This is a genomic window from Stanieria cyanosphaera PCC 7437 (assembly GCF_000317575.1).
In the GTDB taxonomy this organism is placed as follows: Bacteria; Cyanobacteriota; Cyanobacteriia; order Cyanobacteriales; family Xenococcaceae; genus Stanieria; species Stanieria cyanosphaera.
In genome coordinates this window covers 2923302-2941752 of record NC_019748.1, presented here as the reverse complement: position 1 = coordinate 2941752, position 18451 = coordinate 2923302, and the positions used below count along the sequence as shown (strand labels likewise).

The following is an 18451-nucleotide window of genomic DNA, read 5'->3' as shown; positions in this document are numbered from 1 at the left end:
GCATCCGAAAAAAATTTTACTTCTTCACTAGCTAGTAAAACTCGACTAAAATACTCAAAATCGTTAATCAAAGATAATCTTTCATCCCAACCATCAGCCTTTTCAACAATTTTGCGAGGAATTAATTAAGTAGCAAGCACGGTGCATCATATAATGTCCTTCCCATGCACAAACTAATCAATTTACAGGGTCTAAATCTTTTGTAACTTTCGGCAAGGCACTTTTTGGTTTCTCAATTATTCATTACATAAATAATTTTTTCTTGTAGTTTGGATAATTTCCAACCTACCGCAGTTTTTTGATAACCATACTGATAAGATAGTTTTTGCATTTTTTTTGCTTGTTGCCAACCAACAAGTTTAGATAAGAATTGAAACATTAATCCGCCAGTAGGTTTAAGGTTTGAACCACCTAGTTCTTTCACTTTTGCTGCTGCTTGTTTACTCAACTCAGGAACATCGGGATACACTTCATAAATAAAGCGTTGAAAAACTGTAGCACAAACATGACGAGTACGAAGGCTATTTTCTTTTGCTAAAAGATTACTTGTTCCTAAACTAAGAGATAAAAATTGCGATTGTCGAGCTTTAGTTGATTTACTGCCACTTAAACTACTAGTATTACCAGATCTATAGTAGGTTCTTGCACCTGAACAAAATTTCACTCCTTCACTAGCTAGTAAAACTCGACTAAAATACTCAAAATCGTTAATCAAAGATAGTCTTTCATCCCAACCACCAGCTTTTTCAACAATTTTGCGAGGAATCAACCAAGTAGCACCGTGCATCATATAATGTCCTTCCCATGCACAAACTAACCAATCTACAGGGTCTAAATCTTTCCACAAAGGTTGAGAAATAAACATAGCTTCTTTAGGAGATTTATAAAACCTTGACCACTCACAAGAAGCAACAAAAGAATCCGAATTTTCTAATAGTTTTATTTGTCGTTCTATTTTATCAGGAGCTAATAAATCATCTGCATCTAAATATTCAATAAAATCTCCTTGTGACTCAGCAAAAGCTTTATTTTCTGATGCACTTTGACCTTGATTTTCTTGACTAATAACTTTAACAATGGATGATTCAAAACTTTTTGCTAAAGCCAAACTATTATCTGTTGAACCATCATCAACTATGATAATTTCTATATTTTTCCAAGTTTGAGCCAATGCAGATTTGATGGTTTCAGAAAGATTTTGTTCGGAATTATAGCAAGGAATAAGAATTGATACCAAAGGATTTGTTAATTTAGCCATAATTTATGGTGTATAAAGAATGTTTATTGTACTTGTAAATTTTAGGATAATACTTTGAAGTTACCAAGCCATTAAATCCTAAAAAAAATTACTCCAGCGAGTATTTGTAAATTGACTTTTTAACTGATAATAATTATCGATTACATCTAAAAGTGAGCAGGTAGCCTGCTTTTTACTTTGTGTAACTAAATTTTCAGTTTTTAATCCTAAAAAAACTTGAATTTTATTAGTAATATTAGCTGTATTTTCTACAAGTTCTTCATACGTAATTACCAACTTTCTATGTTCAGCAAAAAACTCATCTGCTTCATCTTCCATTCGACGGAGAGCTTCAAAATCTTGCATACACTCTTCAAAATTTAGTTCACACTTAACTAAGACATTATTTTTATTTATACCTCCTGTTGCGCCAATGCCCCAATTACCAGTAGTCTGAGCCGTTATTCCAGATACTTTTGCTTCAAGTAAGTTATTCCGTTTCAAATGAATAATAGCAATATCTTTATTTTCTTTTAAATATTGCCAAAGATTAGATTGATTAGAATTCCAACAAGGTTCTTTACCGACATCCTTCCACCATCTATCATATTCAGAAGAATTCCACCAAGGATTATCAGTACGTCCTTGAGTATATAAAAGTTTAAACCCGACTGCTTTGATTTTTTTCTGATGATTTTTATATATTTCTTGTTCTAAAAATTCTTGAGGATTATTATTTCGTAAATCAATAATTGTTTTATTTTTAGATTTATTTTGATAACCTAGAGTTGAAAAAGGAACAGAATTTAAATGGCGGTGAAATAATTCAAAAAAACACAAAATTTGGCTATGACTAGACAATAAAGAACAAAGCATTGTTGAGCCAGTTCTAATATTACATACTATAATAAATTTTTGATAATTATTATCACTTGGTAAAAAATGACTATCAATCATCTTATTAATTAATTGATGTTGATATTCATGAAATTTCCGAGCAAATTTTTGAGTTAATTCTGTAGTATGTTTCATATTTTTAGCAAAAATAGCTATTTAACATTACAGTCTTTATAGCTTCGTTTTTTATGATTTTATTCGGTAAAATATTCTTCATAAGGAGTATTTATAAATTTCTCCTTGAGTTCGTAATAATTATTGATTTGTGAAGACAATGGTGATTGAATTATTTTTTTTGTAGCAGTTTTTAGTTCTTGAACTTCAATTCCTAAAAAATTTTGAATTTGTTTAGTTACATCATTTGAATTAATACATAAATCTTCGTAGTAAATATCAATCATTGGATAACCATTAAAAAGATTAGTATATTTATTTTGATGACTTTGTATTTCCTCAAAATAACGCAAGCATTGTTCAGAAGATAGTTCTATCGGTTCAATATCTTTAAAATTATTTTTGTTATTAACAATCCATCTATTATCTCTGATCGCTATAGCAGACGAAAGACAAGCTTTAAGAAGATTATTTCTTTGTAAATGTATAATTTTTATATTATCAAAATTATTAATAGATTTAAGAATTTCTTGTCGCCACTGTTCTACTTCTTTATTTTTTTCCATATGTAAATAAAGTAATTTAAATCCTACAGCTTCAATATTTTTTGGGTATCGACCATATACCTCTTGTTCTATATATTGTGTTAAATTTTTATTTCTTACTGCTAATCTCTCTGCTGAATTTTTGTAATTCATTCCCGAATAACCCCATACAGGTTTGTGAAAATGGAATACTTCACTATAAACTCTTGTTTTAGTATGAGACTGAAGTAAACTTATTAATAAATTAGTGCCAGAGCGGCCAGAAGATAAAATAATAAATTTTTGATAGTTATTATGATTTGCTATTAGTCCATTATCTACAGCAAAATCTTTAGTAAAGTTATAAGCATAGTCAATTTTGTTTCTAATTTTTGTTGCTATTTTTTGAGTAATCATAATTTTCAACAAGCTACGTAAGATGAATAAATTAGAAAGACAATAATAATTGAATTAAAACTTTATTGGATGTTTAAGAAATCAACTGTAACTAAATAATTAATGACAAAGTAAAGTGTTTATCTACAATTACTGTCTTCAAATAAACATTAGTTTCCAACCATAACGAAAATACCAAGGCTTAGAATCAGCTACATAATGATGCAGTACAGCTTTAGGATTAATTCCTTCTTCTTGATTAGGCATAACTATATAATCTTCTTCAGGAGCAACCAAACAATTTTGATTAGCCAGTAACATTGCGATTAGAGCTTGTTCTTGATAGTAGTGCCTACCTTCTTTTTCAACAGTTGTTCGACACCAAAACTCTAATTGTTCCCAATCTATATCATCACTTTTTAAACCACAAATACCGACATTTAATCGTTCGGGTATCTCTGTTCCAGCTAAGGAACGCATCAAAATTTCAGAATATCCATAGGAAGTTTCTGTATCGACCATATAGCAGGGTTGATGAGGAGATTGTAACCAATTCAAGAGCAAAGTAGGAGATCGAAAAAAGAGCATATCTGAATCAAGAACTAATTTCCAACCACGAGAACCAATATGAATATCTGTTAGTTTTCGTAGATTTGGATAGTTAAGACGACGTTCTCTTAGATAAGGAAATTTATTTATTGGTAAATGCTTTTCTAAATATGCTTCTATTTCCTTAACCAGAACAATTTTGGCGTTGGGAAAAATTCGCTTAATTTCTTTGATATATTTTGGTTTTAAAGTACCATCATCATAAACTACTGGACGTATATTAAGCTTGCTTTGTTGCACCATAGAATAAGCACAAAAACAAGTTTGATACCAAAATTTTTTTCCACTTAAAAAGTAAATTTCTAATGGGGTTGAGGGTGAAGAATAGGTAGGAATTGTAGGTAAGTGGTAAGCAGCTTGCTCCATCCGCAGTTTTTCAATGTGGTCAATTGCCATATTGATAAGACCAATCCGCAGACATTTTTGTAAAAAGCTTTTTGGTGCATAGTAAAAGCTATAAACAATCTTACCTAAATTAAGGTATTTTGCTAGTTGTTTCGGGTTACTAAAGCTAGTATTAACCATCTTAAAAATTACTAAAGTAAATCAGCTTGTCCTTCTAATTTTCCGCAAGCACCCTGCCAACCTATATAAGCAGCAGGACTTGTCCAAGGTTGATAGCAAAAAAAGGCTTTAATTTGTCTTAAAAATACAGTCCATCGAGGAATTTTTTTCCAAAGTCTAATACCATGTACATCCAAAACCTGAACCCAAGAACGAGAGGAAGCTCGGTTTAAACGTGCTAAATATTTTTGAGTTAAACGTCTAGCAGGAATTAAATGAATCAACTCTAACTCAGGAAAATAGCCTACGCCATAGCCAGCATCTAAAAGAGTCAAGACAATATCGTTATCTTCTCCTGATGTTAATTGTTTGCCAGTACGTCCTAAAGCCAATCTTACGTTGTTATTAGCAATTCTTTGTGCATATATCTGTGCTGCTGGTTTACGAATAACTAAACCTGCGCCAATAGGGGCAAAAGCAGGATAGTTACGAGAAGTTTCTTGATCCCAATAAGCAACCTTAACCTCATGTCCTAAATCTCGCAACCCAAGAGGAACTCCAAGAGCCGAAAACCAAGATTCTGGTTGTATTTCAAATTCTGGTAAAGATTTACCTCCAATTGCTCCTAAATTAGGATTTCGTTCCAAAATTTCTATTGTATTTTTAAGATAGTTGCGATCAAGTATATTATCGTCATCGACAAAAACTAAGATGTCTGCGTTTGCTTCTTGAAATGCTCGTAATCTAGCATTAGTTAAGCCAAGTTTTTCTTCTCTTACATGACGACTGAAAGAATGCCAACTTAAATCTATTTCTGATGCTAAGATTTTTTCACTACTATTATCTATCAAAATTAATTCCCATTGAGACTGAGGCAATGTTTGGGATTTTAGAGAAGTTAATACTTTGTCGAGATATTCAGAGCGTGGATTATGGGTACAAATAATAATACTGAGAATAGTTTTCATGTTTGTATATATATTGGTTGAGGTAATTCTGCAATATTTCTTGCTCCTAAAGCTTGTCTTTTTTCTATAGCCCTTAAATAGCTTGCTTCTTGTAAAGCTCCAATTCTCTCCAGATTATATTGACTCAAAACTCTTTGTCTGGCTGCTTCTCCTAATTTCATTCTCTCTTCAGGATTTTGTAGTAATTCAATAACAGCTTTAGCGATACTTTTAGGACTTTTTGGCGGTACTAACTTTCCTACTTTTCCTCCGTCTAATAATTCTGCCATTCCTCCTGCACTACTACCAACAATTCCTCTGCCAGCAGACATAGCTTCTAGACATACATAAGGAAAATTCTCCCAAATACTTGGAAAAACACAAATGTCAGTTTCTGCTAAAATCGAAGGAATTTTTTCTAGTGGTAAATTTCCAATAAATTCTAAAGAAGGAAGAAAAAGTTTTAGTTTTTTTTCTAGATATTGATGCATATCTAATTTAGGATTCGGTGAAGGTAATGATGAACCGACAAAGCGAAATTTAGTTTTGGGTTCTTTGTTAAGAATTAAAGGAATAGCTTTGGCTAAATCTAGAATTCCTTTGCGAATTTCTAATCTACCAATAAAAGTAATTATATTAGTTTGAGTTTTTATCGGAATATCTAGCAGTTTTTGCGAAGGAATATAAGGATTGGGTAAATGAATTACTTTTTGTTTATCTACTTGCCAATCAATATTTAATTTGTTAGCAATTGCTAATGAAGGCGCAGTTATTTCATCAGCTTTTAAAGTATATATTCTTTCAAGATCGTTGTCAGGATTATAAGAATAATTGTGAAAAGGTTTAGGAATATTGCCTCTTCGCAATGCGCCAAAATAGCGACGTAGTTTCATTTGAAAAGAGGGTGGGGTATAAAAAAGCTCCTGAAGAACATAAGATGGAGTATGTAATTTAACTACTAATGGTATTTCTGGAACTAATTTAATTGCTTCTGCTGCTTCAGCACCAATTTCTGGAGCTTCCAAAACATCAAACTTAATTTGCTGGTATCTTTGAGCAAAAATTGTTCCTACTTGTTTCGTAAATTCTTGTCTTTTACTAGCTTTAATACGATGAATAATTACTTGATTATCTTTTTGGATTTTATTTTCATTAAAACTGCCTGAAAAGACTTCTATATAATGACCTTTGTTAGATAGCATACTAACAGCTTGCCTGACGTAGGTGGCAATTCCTCCACAAGCTGTGTCTGGAGGATATTCATAACTAATAAATGCTATTTTCATATTCATTTAAAAAATTAAATCTTACCAGGTTAGTAGTTATTATTGGTGTCATATAATAGCTATTTCTGATTGAAATTGAGCTTGGATTAAATCGGGATTAAATTTCGTTAGAGCTAGCCTCGTCGATTGTTTTGCCATTTTAAGCCAGGTTTCTTCATCTTTTATTTTATTTAAAATATCTATTAATTCTGTCTCTTCTAGACTACTGACATAGCCTAACCAATTGTTATTTATTGCCCAATTGGAAATAGCTGTATTAAGTGGAGCTAAAATTAATATTGGTATTTTTAAATGAGCAAATTCAACTAGTTTACTAGGAAAGCTAGTTGCTGCCCATGGTTGCTGATTGAGATCAAAAGAATAAGAAACTAATAGACAATGAGCATTTTTTGCTAAAAACGACATTACTTCAGTGTTGCTTTTAAATGTTGGATAATGTTTGATATTGTCAAACTGTTGTTGTAGTTTTTTGACAGTAGGATTTTCTTGTTCAGCAATCAGCAAAAAAACTCCATTAATTTTCTGTAAACATAGAGCTATTTGTTTGAAATTTTCATATTGAAATGGATGTAAGCTTCCAGCGTGAGCAATGACAAATTCTTTGTTAAGATTAGAAGGTTGTTTTTCTGCACATAATCCTAAAAAGTTACCATTAGAAATAGGAAGAAGAATTCGAGTTTTAGGGTTGAGGTTTAATCGGTAAGCATCAGCTAATTCTTGTGAAACACACCAAATTCTTTGAGCTTGATTTATGACCAGTTTGGTACGTTTTGCAATTTCTAGCTCTTGTTTTTTAGATGCGGCCCATAATTCAGGTTGATCATGAATAATCAAAGAAAGAGGAATATTCCATTTTTTAGATAAAAAAGCTGCTAGTAAAGAATAGTCGTCCCAGTAATCTGCTAAGATAGCTGAGATTTTTGTGTTTTTCAAGTTATTTTTACATTCCCATTCCCAACAATGAATACGTATTTTAAGTGATAAGGGAAGATGTTTTCTAAAGGCAGGCCACCACCATCGCCGTTTAGGTAGAGAAATAACATTCCAGGTATTAGGCAGTTTCACCTTAGCTAAAGTATTTTCTGGGGCTACAATAGATATTTTCCAATTTGAATCTTCTAGTCGTTTTAGATGGCGTTCAATAATAATGTGACTTCCTGTTCCTTGTCGAGGCGGTTGTCTAGAGATAAAAAGAATGTGTGGATTTGAAATTTCTGACATATGATTATGTTTAAAAATTATTGTTCTTCTCGCTTTTAAGATAAACTTAATTATTCAAATTCATTAGAATAACAAATTTAATTAGATAATCGTTCTTTATATAGCTTGATATAGCGTTGGACTTGCAACTCTGAAGAATATTCTTGAAGTGCAATATCGCGACAATTTTCACTCATCTTTTTTCTTAGTTGATTATCTTCTAAAAGCTGAATAATTCCCTGACAAAAATCTTGAGAGTTTTCAGGAGTAGCTAAATAACCTGTAATATTATGACGCACTAAATCGGGAACACCGCCAATCTTGAAAGATACCATTGGTGTACCACAAGCCATGCTTTCTTGTAATACTAAAGGTAGGTTATCAGCACGGGTAGGAAACACAAATAAATCCGCAGCAGAGTAGGCAATAGATTTAATGCGATCGCTGTCAATATATCCTAGATTTAGAGTTTTAATTCCAACCAGATTACCAATAGTTTCACCACCGTAACCAAAAGTTAGTAAGATAGTTTCTGCTTTTAGAGATTCTGGTAAATCAGATAAAGCTTTAGCTAATAAATCTCCCCCTTTACGAGAATCTTTAACATTATCAGCACCAAACATTAAAACTTTTTTATGTTGAGGGATATTTAGAATAAAACGACATTTTTCTGCCTCAATCGGTTGATAAGCTTCTGTATCAATTCCATTAGGAATATGATGAATCGGAAATCGACTCAGCATACTTTGTTGTACTTGCTTAGTCAGCCAATTACTTAGAGTAACTATAGCTAAATTAGAATGACTATAAACCCAATCTTTTAACTTCCATTCCCAAGAAGTACTATCTCTTGTAACAGCAGGATAAGTATTAAGATCTGGACATTTGCCACAACCTTGTTTCCAGCGATCGCAATCGTAACTATAGGCACAATGACCAGTAAAGCTCCACATATCATGGAGAGTATAAACAGCAGGTTTATCTTTGGTTAAAGCTGGAATTGCGAGATAGTTAAAATATCCAGTATGGAGATTATGAAAGTTTAAAATGTCAGTTTCTTGATAAAACTTGTGTTTGGTTATATCAAAGGTACTAACAAGGTTGAGGTAATTAACTCCTAAACATTTAGACAAACGAAACAATTTATTTTCTAGAGGATATTTGCGTTTAACTTTAGCTATGCGATCGGTTTGAATTTTAGCGCTACCTACTAGTAAACGAGAATCAATACTGCTATTTAATAAACTTTGATGTAGTCGATATCCTGCGATCGCTGCTCCACCAGATATATCAGATTGATTAATGTGTAAAACTTTCATATATGTCTGTTTTAATAAACTTTGTAAAAATTTTTCTATAATACTTACTCAATGTCGATCAATTTTAGAGCCGAATAATATTGTTATAAATTAGTTTTAATGCTTAACTAATATTGAAATTTCAGAGAATGAAATAACTTTATTAATAATGACTTAAGCATTTTCAAAAAAACATTTATTATATTTTTTAAAGATGAAATAGAAGGGGTTAATCGCAATACCCAAAGTGCATGAATCCAAGCAGAATAATAGTATCCTTCACTGGCAAATTTATTACTAAGATAACGACTTTCATTACTAAGCCATTTATTGACCGAAAGTTTAATTTCTTGGCGGTCTTGAAAATTATCAAATCTTAATTGAATGATTTGTGATGCTGCTAAACTATCGGCAACTGAAGTAGCAGTAAGAACTAATTTGTTAGTTTCTGAGCCAGTATGACAACGAAATTGACTATAAGGTCTTTTAACATAAGCCACATTAAAATTAGCAGCTAGTCTAGTCCACATTTCCCAATCTGGAGCATACACAAGAGAATCAGTAAATCCTCCAACTTGTTCATAAGCTTCACGAGCTACAATTATTGCTGGCGTTCTAATGGGATTATCCCGAGAAAGTTTTTTGAGGGCATTATCTAGTAAACCTTCATAGGCTTGAAGCGATTTAGAAATACCGAGCCATTGCTCTTGTTGATTGATGGAAACTGACTGCCCTATAACCATAGAGCATTGATTTGCTTCTATCTGTTGTCGATAAGCTTGATAAAAATTAGGCATAACTAGGTCATCATCGCTCAAAATATGAATCCAGCGACCACGAGCGCGATTAATGCAGGTATTCCAGTTATTATAGATACCAACATTTTGAGGTTGATGATAAAAAGTAACTCTACCTTTACCAACTTCTTGGACAATTTGCGCAATTTTTTGTCCACTTTCTAGTGGAGAACAATCATCTACAACTTCTATTTGCATTTCCTGTTCACCAATATTTTGGCTTAAAACGCTTCTAATAGCTTGCTCTAAATATTCTGTACGTTTATAACTAGTAATCATTACTGACCAAAATGGCCGTTCACTAGTTTCTATCAATGGAGAAATTTTAGGAAATACATAGTTTTTACAAACTGATATCTTTTGTTTTTTATACTTATAATCCATAATCTTTATATTAATAATTTAAGAAATAATTTTATTATATTTAACTAAGTTTTTACTTACTAATAAACCATTAGGATTACAACTAAAAATTTCATTACCAGATTTGTGAAGGTTTTCAATAATAAACTCGAATTTATCAAAAATAGTTGTACCTTCATAGGGAATAGCACTAAAATGATTTTTTTCTTTTTGTATAATAGGAGTAGTCCAATCTTGCCAAGCGAAATTGAGTTTTTCTAATTCTTTTTGGAAAAAGTAATCAGGAGAATTAAAATCTACCCCGACTAATTTAATTGGATGATTTGGATACTTAATTGAAACATAATTAAGTACTGTGCTAAGACTGCCCCGATAATGAAATAAAGGTTGCTTCAAAGTATGACTCCATTCATTACCATGTAACCAATCTTGATGAGAAATAAACTCAAAAAAACAATTTTTAGGTACTAAAAAAAGATTGACATTATCAATTTTTTTAAATTTAAGATAGTTTTTTTTAAGATAAAAATATAGCAAATTAGAAATAACTTTTTTTTGATTGAGGTGTTTGCCCAAAATAAATGTTAAGTTCTCCAGTTTATCTTTTCTACAAACATTAAATATATGTTGTAAAAATAAAACTACTGACTTCTCATAAGCATCAACATAATAAACGTGGGTAGGCATAATGTTGACTTTTTTATAAAAAGCCATAAATTTGTTAACAGCGATTCTGACGGAACATTGATTAATGTATTCAATTTCTGCTGCGGATAAATCTAGAATAGACATTCCACTACCTAGAATAATGATGTCATTTTTGGTCATAATCCTGCTCGCATCTTCTAATATTATTTATTCAACTAAAAAATTGCTTCTAAACGTTCCAACGCATTCCAAAACCCTTCACCATCATTTTTATGTCCTTGCCAAATTTCTGGAATAAAAGAAGCTAAATGTGCAACTTCTGCCAAGTCTTTCGCTAAAGCAGAAAAGTCAATCTCACCTTCACCGACTTGTAATCCTTCACCATCCACACCTTCTGCATCAGCAATATGAAGATGTGCAGTATAAATTCCTACTTGTTCGACAAATTCTTTAAAAGACCATTTATGATGGTTACAAGCAAGTTTAGAGTGGGAAACATCTAAACAGATACGATAGTTTTGTGCTTGGCAAAATTCAACTGTATCTTGAGGAGCAACAAATAAGTTATGGTAGCGTTGTCCGCCAAAATGCCAAGGAAAAGGTGGCATAGTTTGAGGAATAATTTCTACTTCATCTTGATCTAAAACCGAAAGGCTATCAATCAGCAATTCGTATAACTCGGTTTTGTGCGAACTTGGTAACGGCTTGTCTTCACTAAAGCCACCTACATTAGTAACAATACAGGGTCGAGTTGCTTTACTAAAATAGGGTTTTAGCGATCGCGTCAAATCAATTACTCTTTGTAATTCTTTGATTGAATGTTGACGGTAATCTTGATCGGTAGAACATAAGTCTAAAACTACATCCCCTGCAAATAATTCGGGACTGTGTACAACTAAATCTAAATCGTAAACGCGATCAAAGTATTGTTTAATATCTTGTTCTAAGTCTTTATAGCTGAGGTGAAATTCTAATAAATCGGGATTGGTTTTAGCCAAAATCGTTTTAAAGTCGTGATAGCGAACTGGTATGCCCCAAGGACGTTTAAACTGATAGGGACGCGCTAAAATACGTTCTCTTTCTAAATCGCTAGGAAAAAAGAAGTCTCCTGGTTGAAACGCTCTTTTGGCTTTTTTACCGATTAATTCACCCTTGCGATTGGGTTGCAATCCTTTACCTGGACTTTTAACCTCAATCATAGCTTCAGTAATTACGTCTCCTGGTTGTAGATTACAATTAATCACTAAGCTTTTTGCCAGGGTTTCACGGTTCATTAATTCCCCTTGACTCAAACGGCGATCGCTATTGTTACCAAGCGCAGCTTCCACCTGGCGTATTCCTTCTACCATCGCCTGAAATTCTTCAGGTAACAAACTAACTTTATGATCGTTACCCTCCATCGATTTATCTAGGGTAAAGTGTTTTTCAATTACTTTTGCACCTTTGGCGATAGATGCGATCGCCACGTTAATATCTCTTTCATGACCAGAATAGCCTACAGGACAGTCTCCTAGCTCTTTTAGTCGGTCTAGGTAAGCTAAATTAATATCTTTAAAAGGTGCTGGATAAGTAGAATTGCAGTGTAATAACACATAAATCGCCCCTAAACTCTGCAACAAACTAACTGTTTCCACAATTTCAGCTTCTGTGGACATTCCTGTCGAACAGATTAAAGGTTTCCCTGTGGTTGCCAACACTTTTAAAAAGTCATGATTAGTAAAATCTGCTGAAGCAACTTTATAAGCAGGCATTCCATATCCTTCCAAAAGACTTAAACTATTCTCATCCCAAGGAGTACACAAAGGTAAAATACCTTGCTCTTTACAATAGTCAAAAGCGGTAAACATTTCCTCTGGACTCAATTGGAAACGGGATAGCAAATCTAAAGTATATTGAGAGCCTAAATCTTCTTTTACATCGTTAGCATTCCCTGCATTAGCATAGAGACAACTTAAATCCCGTAGTTGAAATTTGGCACAGTTTGCACCAGATAATACTGCTGCATCAATTAGTTGACGCGCCAACTCTAAACTACCGTTATGGTTGTTGCCAATCTCTGCAATAATAAAGCTAGGAGATTCAACATCAATAGTAAAGTCCCCAATTTGAATAACATTAGACCGTTTTCTCGCAACAGCAACTAGATGATGATTTTTATCAATCAGGGGAACAAACTCAATTTTGTCAGATAAGTAAGATTGAATCTTTTCTGGTTCGTCTCCATCAAAAGCATATTTAAAGTTTTTGTTGGCAACTTTAGCAACTGACTGATTGAGATCGATAGTATTTTGAGTCACTAACCAACGACGAAAGTCACCATCGGTCATTACTCCTTCCAGTCTGCCAGATTCGGTTACAGAAAAAATAACTTTACTTTTATTGTCGCTAATCTTTTTTAAAGCATTAATAATACTATCTTCAGCAAAGACAATATATTTAGCAATATTTCTATCAATCAGCATTTACTGTCACCTGCTTGTTCAGTAAAGATTCGGCAATTTCAAAATCAAAAATAGAATCTATTTCCCAACTGGCTGCTTCAATCATAGGAAAAAGAGCAATTTTACCACCTAAACGATTGTTGAATTGCTTCAATACCCAAGGTTTAAAAATATAAATAGAGCCATTTTCAACATATTGTGGTTGCATATCTTGTCGACGTGGACGACAACGATAGTCATAGTTAATTGATTGAGCTATACCGTCAACTTCTTGCCATAAAAATCTATGAGAAGGAGAAACAGATAACAAAGAATCTGCACCTTCTGTTTTAACTTTTTTAATGGCATTGTCAAGATCTATTCCAGTTCTAATCGGGGAAGTACATTGGAGAAACACCACCAAATCTATAGCCACACCAGTAGATTCAATTTGCTCAACTGCATGGCTTAAAGCTGATTCAGAAGAAACAGTATCTCCCGCTAATTCATCAGGGCGATTAATTATTTCTGCACCATATTCTCTAGAAATTTCCGCTATTTCAGAATCATCTGTAGAGACATATACTTTGTCTATAAATTCTGCTTCTTTGGCGTCAATAATCGAATGAGCAATTAAAGGTTTGTTACTTAAATTCCGAATATTTTTACCAGGTAAACCTTTAGAACCACCGCGCGCAGGGATGAGAGCAATTATGGACATTGGTAATGAATTAATTCTAAGATAATAATTAATCTTTAATTAGCTGGTTCATAGCGCAATTCTTTAAAATAATCTTCTGCTAAAGTCACATGATTATTTAGTAATGCTTGTTTAGTAGTAATTATTGATTTTGAAAGTATATTACAAGCTTTTTTTAATTTTCTCTATGTTTTGTTGCGTAATTTGCCATAGCTTTTCTTGTGCTTGCTGAAGTTGTAAATTAACATCATTTTGATGATTGATAAAGTAATTAATTTTAGCAGTCAAATTATTTTTGACATTTTCCTGTTGTAAATCTATACCCCACTCATTATGTCCAATATCATCTAAGAAAAAGCCCAGTTTATCATGAGTAATTAAACTCAGAATTGGACAGTTTAATCCAAAGGGAATCATTTGAGCATGACCACGCATTCCTAAAGCTAAAGAAACTTGAGAATATTCTTGAATTACAGTTTGGGGTGGAACACAAAATAGTCGAGCTTCATCAAGACGAAGTCCTCTAGCTTTGAACCATAAATAAGCATCTCGATCATGGCTAGAATGATTAAATAAAACAGGTTTCCACCCTTTTTCTTGTAATAACAACAGACTATCAGCTATATTCCAAAGAATTTCATCTTCTCGATGACCAAAACGAAGGTGATGACGATCAAAGGCAATATTAACAGATACAATTTTTTCTGTGTTTTCAGTTTGAAATGGAATATCGGGATAAAAGCGACTTAGTAAAGTCGTAGGACAAGGTTGAAAGATTAGTTTATGATGTAAATATTCTGGTAAATATTGTTTAAGAGCTTCAATACTACCATAATTTCTTAAGCCAATAAAAGCACTTTTTTCAACTAGCTTACGCAAGTTTTCTGTAAAAACCGGTTTAAATTTTGATTGTCCACGAAATTGATTGTAACCAACAGCAAATAAAATAATTGGTACTTTAATTTTATCTAATAATTCAGTAGAACAAGCCCACTGCCAACCTGAAAAACCATTAGGATTAGTATCAGATAAAAAGAGTCCTCCTCCTCCAATAATTAAAGCATCGTGTTGATTAATCTCATCAATAGTTTTTTGTGTTACTTCTCCTCGCAAAGGAGATAAAGTAAAATGAGTTGGAGCAAGATGATTTTGCCATAGCCATCTAATGGCAGGAAATAGTAAAGTATCTCCTCCATTGTCAGTATTTTGATGTATTCCTACATGAACTACTCTTAAGCTACTAGTATTAGGTAGTGAAGGTTTAATAGCAACTTCTTCTGCATTAAGTAAGCGATCTCCTGAAGTATTAAAAGCACTGTCAAAATGGAAACGATTCTTAATTTTGTTACTGACTTTAATAGGAATTTGTAATGGTTTAGTTTTAATTAGGTTAATACTTCTAGTGATAATAGATGATGTTCGAGTTATCAAGCGATTATTTTTTGCAGCTTTGATGGGAAAACTTGCTTGTTGAATTATCTGATGTATGCGTTGTGGATCATCCCACTCGACTAGAAGATTTTTTTTATTAGTTTTTTGAGCAATAACCCATAAACCATGACTATTCCAACCAGAAGATATCAACTGAAATTGATTTTTAGCCAGAAATGCTTTTAGAGTTTTTTGAGAAAACGTATTGATATGAACGTCCCTGAAAAAGAAGTCAATGGTTTCGCCATACCAACGATCTATACTGGGACATTCCAAATAAAGATAACCTTGGTCATCTAAAAGCCTATAAATGTTAGCTAGAAAAACATTAGGCTCTTCAATGTGTTCGATTACGTCAAAACTACAGATTAAATTAAATCTTTTTTCCGTATAAAACTGTTCGACAAATTGATTATCAATCGATAAATTGTATCTTTTTTTAACGGCTTCAGTATAATTAACATCTGGCTCAAGTCCAAGGACATTCCAGCCACAGCCTCGCATCAATCGCAGAAAATCACCAGTACCACAACCAACTTCTAAAATAGATTTGGAGGTTTCTTTAGACCACAAAAATTCTCCTAACTCACGCTCTAGAATTTTGAGTCTAGATTGAGCGACAAGTTCGCAAGCAGCAAATTTAGCGTCATCAGGTGCTGATAAATTTGTTTCTGTATTGAAAAATTGATCTTCTTGATACAAGTCTTGATGTTTTTTAGCAGAAGGTCGAGGCAAAACAAATACAAAGCCACAATTATTACATATATAGTTGTGAACTACTTGATTGTGTCGTCCTTTATCGAATAGTAGACTATGATTGCTTGAACCACATAAACTGCAATGGTGAATTGTAGCTTGGTCTCGGTAAGAGCGATCGCATTTAATATTATTCAGTTGCATATCATTTACAATTAATAACTTATGATTTGCCACAAACGTGGCTGATAAAATTCACAATTAGTCATGCTGCCATTAGAGTCAACTTGAAATCGAAATGATTCAACATAATCTAATGTAAACAAAGCATCATTTCTGATAACTATTTTTAGATCATAAAGACCTGGTTTAAAACAAAAATAAGGCATTCTAACAACAATTTCATGCTGACCTTCTGTTAAAGTCAATTGTTGTTTATCGTTGTAATTACTTAAAAATTGGATTGGGCTAGTGCCAAATTTAGTATCATAAAAATTTATTCTAGTAATAATATTATTTAGTTTTTTATTAACTTGACATCCTATAATCAAATCAACAGGTTCTCCACTAACTGGAGATGATATTTGTTGACCTTGGGAATTTTTAAAATATAAAGAAGTAATATCTAATCCATTGCTTTCAGTAGCTTGTTTAGCTGGACGTTTTAATACTCCCAATGTTTGTTCATAATTACTAGCAAATATATGCCGTTCATATTGAGAAATAACTGAATATATATCGCCAAACTTTAACTGTTGACCTTGAAAAAGATACACAGCAATATCGCAGACACCTAATACTATCTGAGAGTTATGACTAACTAAAATAAAAGATGTACCTTGCTGACGAAGCTCGCTTAGTTTTCGATGACATTTAGATTGAAATTTAATATCACCTACAGCCAACACTTCATCAATCAATAAAATATCTGGTTCAGTATGAATTGCAGAAGCAAAACCCAAACGTGCAGCCATACCAGAACTATAGCTTTGCACAGGTGCATCGATCGCGTCACCTATTTCTGCAAATTCTACTACTTCGTCGAATCTTTCGTCGATTTCCTGCTTAGATAATCCCAAGATTGACATATTGGCATAGATGTTTTCTCTACCTGTAAGAATAGGATTAAAACCCGCACCCAAAGCAATCAAGGGTGCAACTGTTCCTCTGACTCGAACTTGACCTCGATCTGGTTTAATTAAACCTGCAATAATCCTTAGTAAAGTAGATTTACCACTACCGTTTTTGCCAACTAAACCCAGTGCTTCTCCTCGTCGTAATTCAAAACTGACGTTATCTAAAGCCCAAAATTCTTGATTGCGCAAATCTCGCTCATTATTTCGTAATCCAACCAAATCTGTCGTAATATCTTGAATTCCATAAAACAGAGAATGCTTGAGACTGCGACAAAATTTTTTAGATACTCCTTCAATGGAAAGAACAACTTCGTTGTCTTTTGATGGTGGAAGTTCTTGTTTTTCTGAAATACTGATAGTCATTAAGAACTAATCCTCTCTACCACATAGGGCATAGCTTGACGATAAAAAATCCAGGCTAGAAATAGACCAACTATTGCAACTATACTTACCAACCAAAATCCTTGAGGATTAGAGATTACTCCAGTAGTAGCTAGTTCTCTAGTAGTTACCAGTAAAGGAGTTACAGGATTTAATCTAACTATATTGGCGATTGTTCCTTCTGTTGGGACAGGATAAACTACAGGAGTCAGAAATAGCCACATACTAGTAGCAACTGCTAAAAAACGAGAAATATCTTGATAGAGATTACCTATAGGAGCTAAAAATAAACCGATCGCCGTACCAAGTATAATTAGATGAATTAATCCGACTGGTGCGATCAAGACACTCCAAGTAACAGGCATTTTGAACCAAACAAACAAGCCGATAATCAAAATTAACTTGATACCAAAGTTAAAACCAACTTGTCCTAACTGACTTAGAATAATTGCCTCACGAGGAAAATTAATCCTCGCTAACATAACTTTAGAACTATTTACAGCTTGAATTGGCGCATTAAGGGACTCGATGAAAGTCTGCCATAAAGTTGTACTAAACATGACATAGGCAGGATAAGGCAAATCCGTTTCTCCAATATTGACAATGCCACTATTTTTGGCAAAGGTAAAACCCCAAGCTGTAACAATCGCTGGAAATATAGCCCAGAAAAACCCTAAAGCTGACTGCCGATATTGAGCATTAATATTTCTAATAAACAGTTGCCAAGCTAGTTCTCTTGAACCAAGTAAATCGCGCCACATAAATTTAATGAGCCGAATGGGATGTTTAATTTGACTTTCTGGAGAATAAACTGTCCAATTTGATTGGCGCGATTGCCCGTTAACTCGTAAAGATTTTGACATGATT

General features: G+C 33.0%; 15 protein-coding genes. All 15 read right to left on the bottom strand.

Annotation, left to right across the window (positions count from 1 at the left end; genetic code table 11):
* Positions 1 to 232 precede the first annotated feature (232 nt).
* Entirely contained in the window at positions 233 to 1258 is a 1026-nt protein-coding gene (locus STA7437_RS12810; protein ID WP_015193813.1) for a glycosyltransferase family 2 protein, read from the bottom strand.
* 78 nt (positions 1259 to 1336) lie between these two features.
* Positions 1337 to 2269 carry a Stf0 family sulfotransferase gene (locus STA7437_RS12805; RefSeq protein ID WP_015193812.1) on the bottom strand — a complete coding sequence of 311 codons (933 nt, stop codon included), beginning with the start codon at positions 2267 to 2269 and terminating at the stop codon, positions 1337 to 1339.
* 59 nt (positions 2270 to 2328) lie between these two features.
* Positions 2329 to 3189, bottom strand: a complete 861-nt coding sequence (locus STA7437_RS12800) for a sulfotransferase (RefSeq protein WP_015193811.1) — start codon at positions 3187 to 3189, stop codon at positions 2329 to 2331.
* 138 nt (positions 3190 to 3327) lie between these two features.
* Positions 3328 to 4302 (bottom strand): glycosyl transferase, encoded by a 975-nt coding sequence (locus tag STA7437_RS12795; RefSeq protein ID WP_015193810.1) that lies wholly within the window; start codon positions 4300 to 4302, stop codon positions 3328 to 3330.
* Between the two features lie 11 nt (positions 4303 to 4313).
* Entirely contained in the window at positions 4314 to 5249 is a 936-nt protein-coding gene (locus tag STA7437_RS12790; RefSeq protein ID WP_015193809.1) for a glycosyltransferase, read from the bottom strand.
* Positions 5246 to 6520, bottom strand: a complete 1275-nt coding sequence (locus STA7437_RS12785; protein ID WP_216087043.1) for a glycosyltransferase family 4 protein — start codon at positions 6518 to 6520, stop codon at positions 5246 to 5248. Before STA7437_RS12785 ends, STA7437_RS12790 begins: the two co-directional genes overlap by 4 nt.
* Before the next feature lie 42 nt (positions 6521 to 6562).
* Positions 6563 to 7735 (bottom strand): glycosyltransferase family protein, encoded by a 1173-nt coding sequence (locus tag STA7437_RS12780; protein WP_015193807.1) that lies wholly within the window; start codon positions 7733 to 7735, stop codon positions 6563 to 6565.
* Between the two features lie 77 nt (positions 7736 to 7812).
* A complete protein-coding gene (locus tag STA7437_RS12775; RefSeq protein WP_015193806.1) occupies positions 7813 to 9033 on the bottom strand; it encodes a glycosyltransferase family 4 protein in 1221 nt (406 codons plus the stop codon).
* A 107-nt stretch (positions 9034 to 9140) separates the two neighbouring features.
* A complete protein-coding gene (locus STA7437_RS12770) occupies positions 9141 to 10088 on the bottom strand; it encodes a glycosyltransferase family 2 protein (protein WP_171815454.1) in 948 nt (315 codons plus the stop codon).
* Positions 10089 to 10211: 123 nt separating this feature from the next.
* Complete coding sequence (locus STA7437_RS12765; protein ID WP_015193804.1) at positions 10212 to 11000, bottom strand: hypothetical protein; 789 nt, start codon at positions 10998 to 11000, stop codon at positions 10212 to 10214.
* Positions 11001 to 11035: 35 nt separating this feature from the next.
* Positions 11036 to 13282, bottom strand: coding sequence for an N-acetylneuraminate synthase family protein (locus STA7437_RS12760; protein WP_015193803.1), 2247 nt, complete (start codon positions 13280 to 13282; stop codon positions 11036 to 11038).
* Positions 13272 to 13961, bottom strand: a complete 690-nt coding sequence (locus STA7437_RS12755) for an acylneuraminate cytidylyltransferase family protein (protein ID WP_015193802.1) — start codon at positions 13959 to 13961, stop codon at positions 13272 to 13274. The genes STA7437_RS12760 and STA7437_RS12755 overlap by 11 nt, the downstream gene beginning before the upstream one ends.
* Before the next feature lie 141 nt (positions 13962 to 14102).
* A complete protein-coding gene (locus STA7437_RS12750; protein WP_015193801.1) occupies positions 14103 to 16271 on the bottom strand; it encodes a methyltransferase domain-containing protein in 2169 nt (722 codons plus the stop codon).
* 11 nt (positions 16272 to 16282) lie between these two features.
* Complete coding sequence (locus tag STA7437_RS12745) at positions 16283 to 17566, bottom strand: ABC transporter ATP-binding protein (protein ID WP_015193800.1); 1284 nt, start codon at positions 17564 to 17566, stop codon at positions 16283 to 16285.
* Positions 17566 to 18447, bottom strand: a complete 882-nt coding sequence (locus tag STA7437_RS12740) for an ABC transporter permease (RefSeq protein ID WP_015193799.1) — start codon at positions 18445 to 18447, stop codon at positions 17566 to 17568. Before STA7437_RS12740 ends, STA7437_RS12745 begins: the two co-directional genes overlap by 1 nt.
* Positions 18448 to 18451 lie beyond the last annotated feature (4 nt).

Excerpts from the sequence above, each read along its gene's own strand:
- STA7437_RS12785 (WP_216087043.1), bottom strand. The coding sequence starts at position 6,520 with ATGAATATGAAAATAGCATTTATTAGTTATGAATATCCTCCAGACACA.
- STA7437_RS12750 (WP_015193801.1), bottom strand. The coding sequence starts at position 16,271 with ATGCAACTGAATAATATTAAATGCGATCGCTCTTACCGAGACCAAGCT.
- STA7437_RS12760 (WP_015193803.1), bottom strand. The coding sequence starts at position 13,282 with ATGCTGATTGATAGAAATATTGCTAAATATATTGTCTTTGCTGAAGAT.
- STA7437_RS12795 (WP_015193810.1), bottom strand. The coding sequence starts at position 4,302 with ATGGTTAATACTAGCTTTAGTAACCCGAAACAACTAGCAAAATACCTT.
- STA7437_RS12745 (WP_015193800.1), bottom strand. The coding sequence starts at position 17,566 with ATGACTATCAGTATTTCAGAAAAACAAGAACTTCCACCATCAAAAGAC.
- STA7437_RS12810 (WP_015193813.1), bottom strand. The coding sequence starts at position 1,258 with ATGGCTAAATTAACAAATCCTTTGGTATCAATTCTTATTCCTTGCTAT.
- STA7437_RS12770 (WP_171815454.1), bottom strand. The coding sequence starts at position 10,088 with ATGATTACTAGTTATAAACGTACAGAATATTTAGAGCAAGCTATTAGA.
- STA7437_RS12740 (WP_015193799.1), bottom strand. The coding sequence starts at position 18,447 with ATGTCAAAATCTTTACGAGTTAACGGGCAATCGCGCCAATCAAATTGG.
- STA7437_RS12775 (WP_015193806.1), bottom strand. The coding sequence starts at position 9,033 with ATGAAAGTTTTACACATTAATCAATCTGATATATCTGGTGGAGCAGCG.
- STA7437_RS12755 (WP_015193802.1), bottom strand. The coding sequence starts at position 13,961 with ATGTCCATAATTGCTCTCATCCCTGCGCGCGGTGGTTCTAAAGGTTTA.
- STA7437_RS12800 (WP_015193811.1), bottom strand. The coding sequence starts at position 3,189 with ATGATTACTCAAAAAATAGCAACAAAAATTAGAAACAAAATTGACTAT.
- STA7437_RS12765 (WP_015193804.1), bottom strand. The coding sequence starts at position 11,000 with ATGACCAAAAATGACATCATTATTCTAGGTAGTGGAATGTCTATTCTA.
- STA7437_RS12780 (WP_015193807.1), bottom strand. The coding sequence starts at position 7,735 with ATGTCAGAAATTTCAAATCCACACATTCTTTTTATCTCTAGACAACCG.
- STA7437_RS12790 (WP_015193809.1), bottom strand. The coding sequence starts at position 5,249 with ATGAAAACTATTCTCAGTATTATTATTTGTACCCATAATCCACGCTCT.
- STA7437_RS12805 (WP_015193812.1), bottom strand. The coding sequence starts at position 2,269 with ATGAAACATACTACAGAATTAACTCAAAAATTTGCTCGGAAATTTCAT.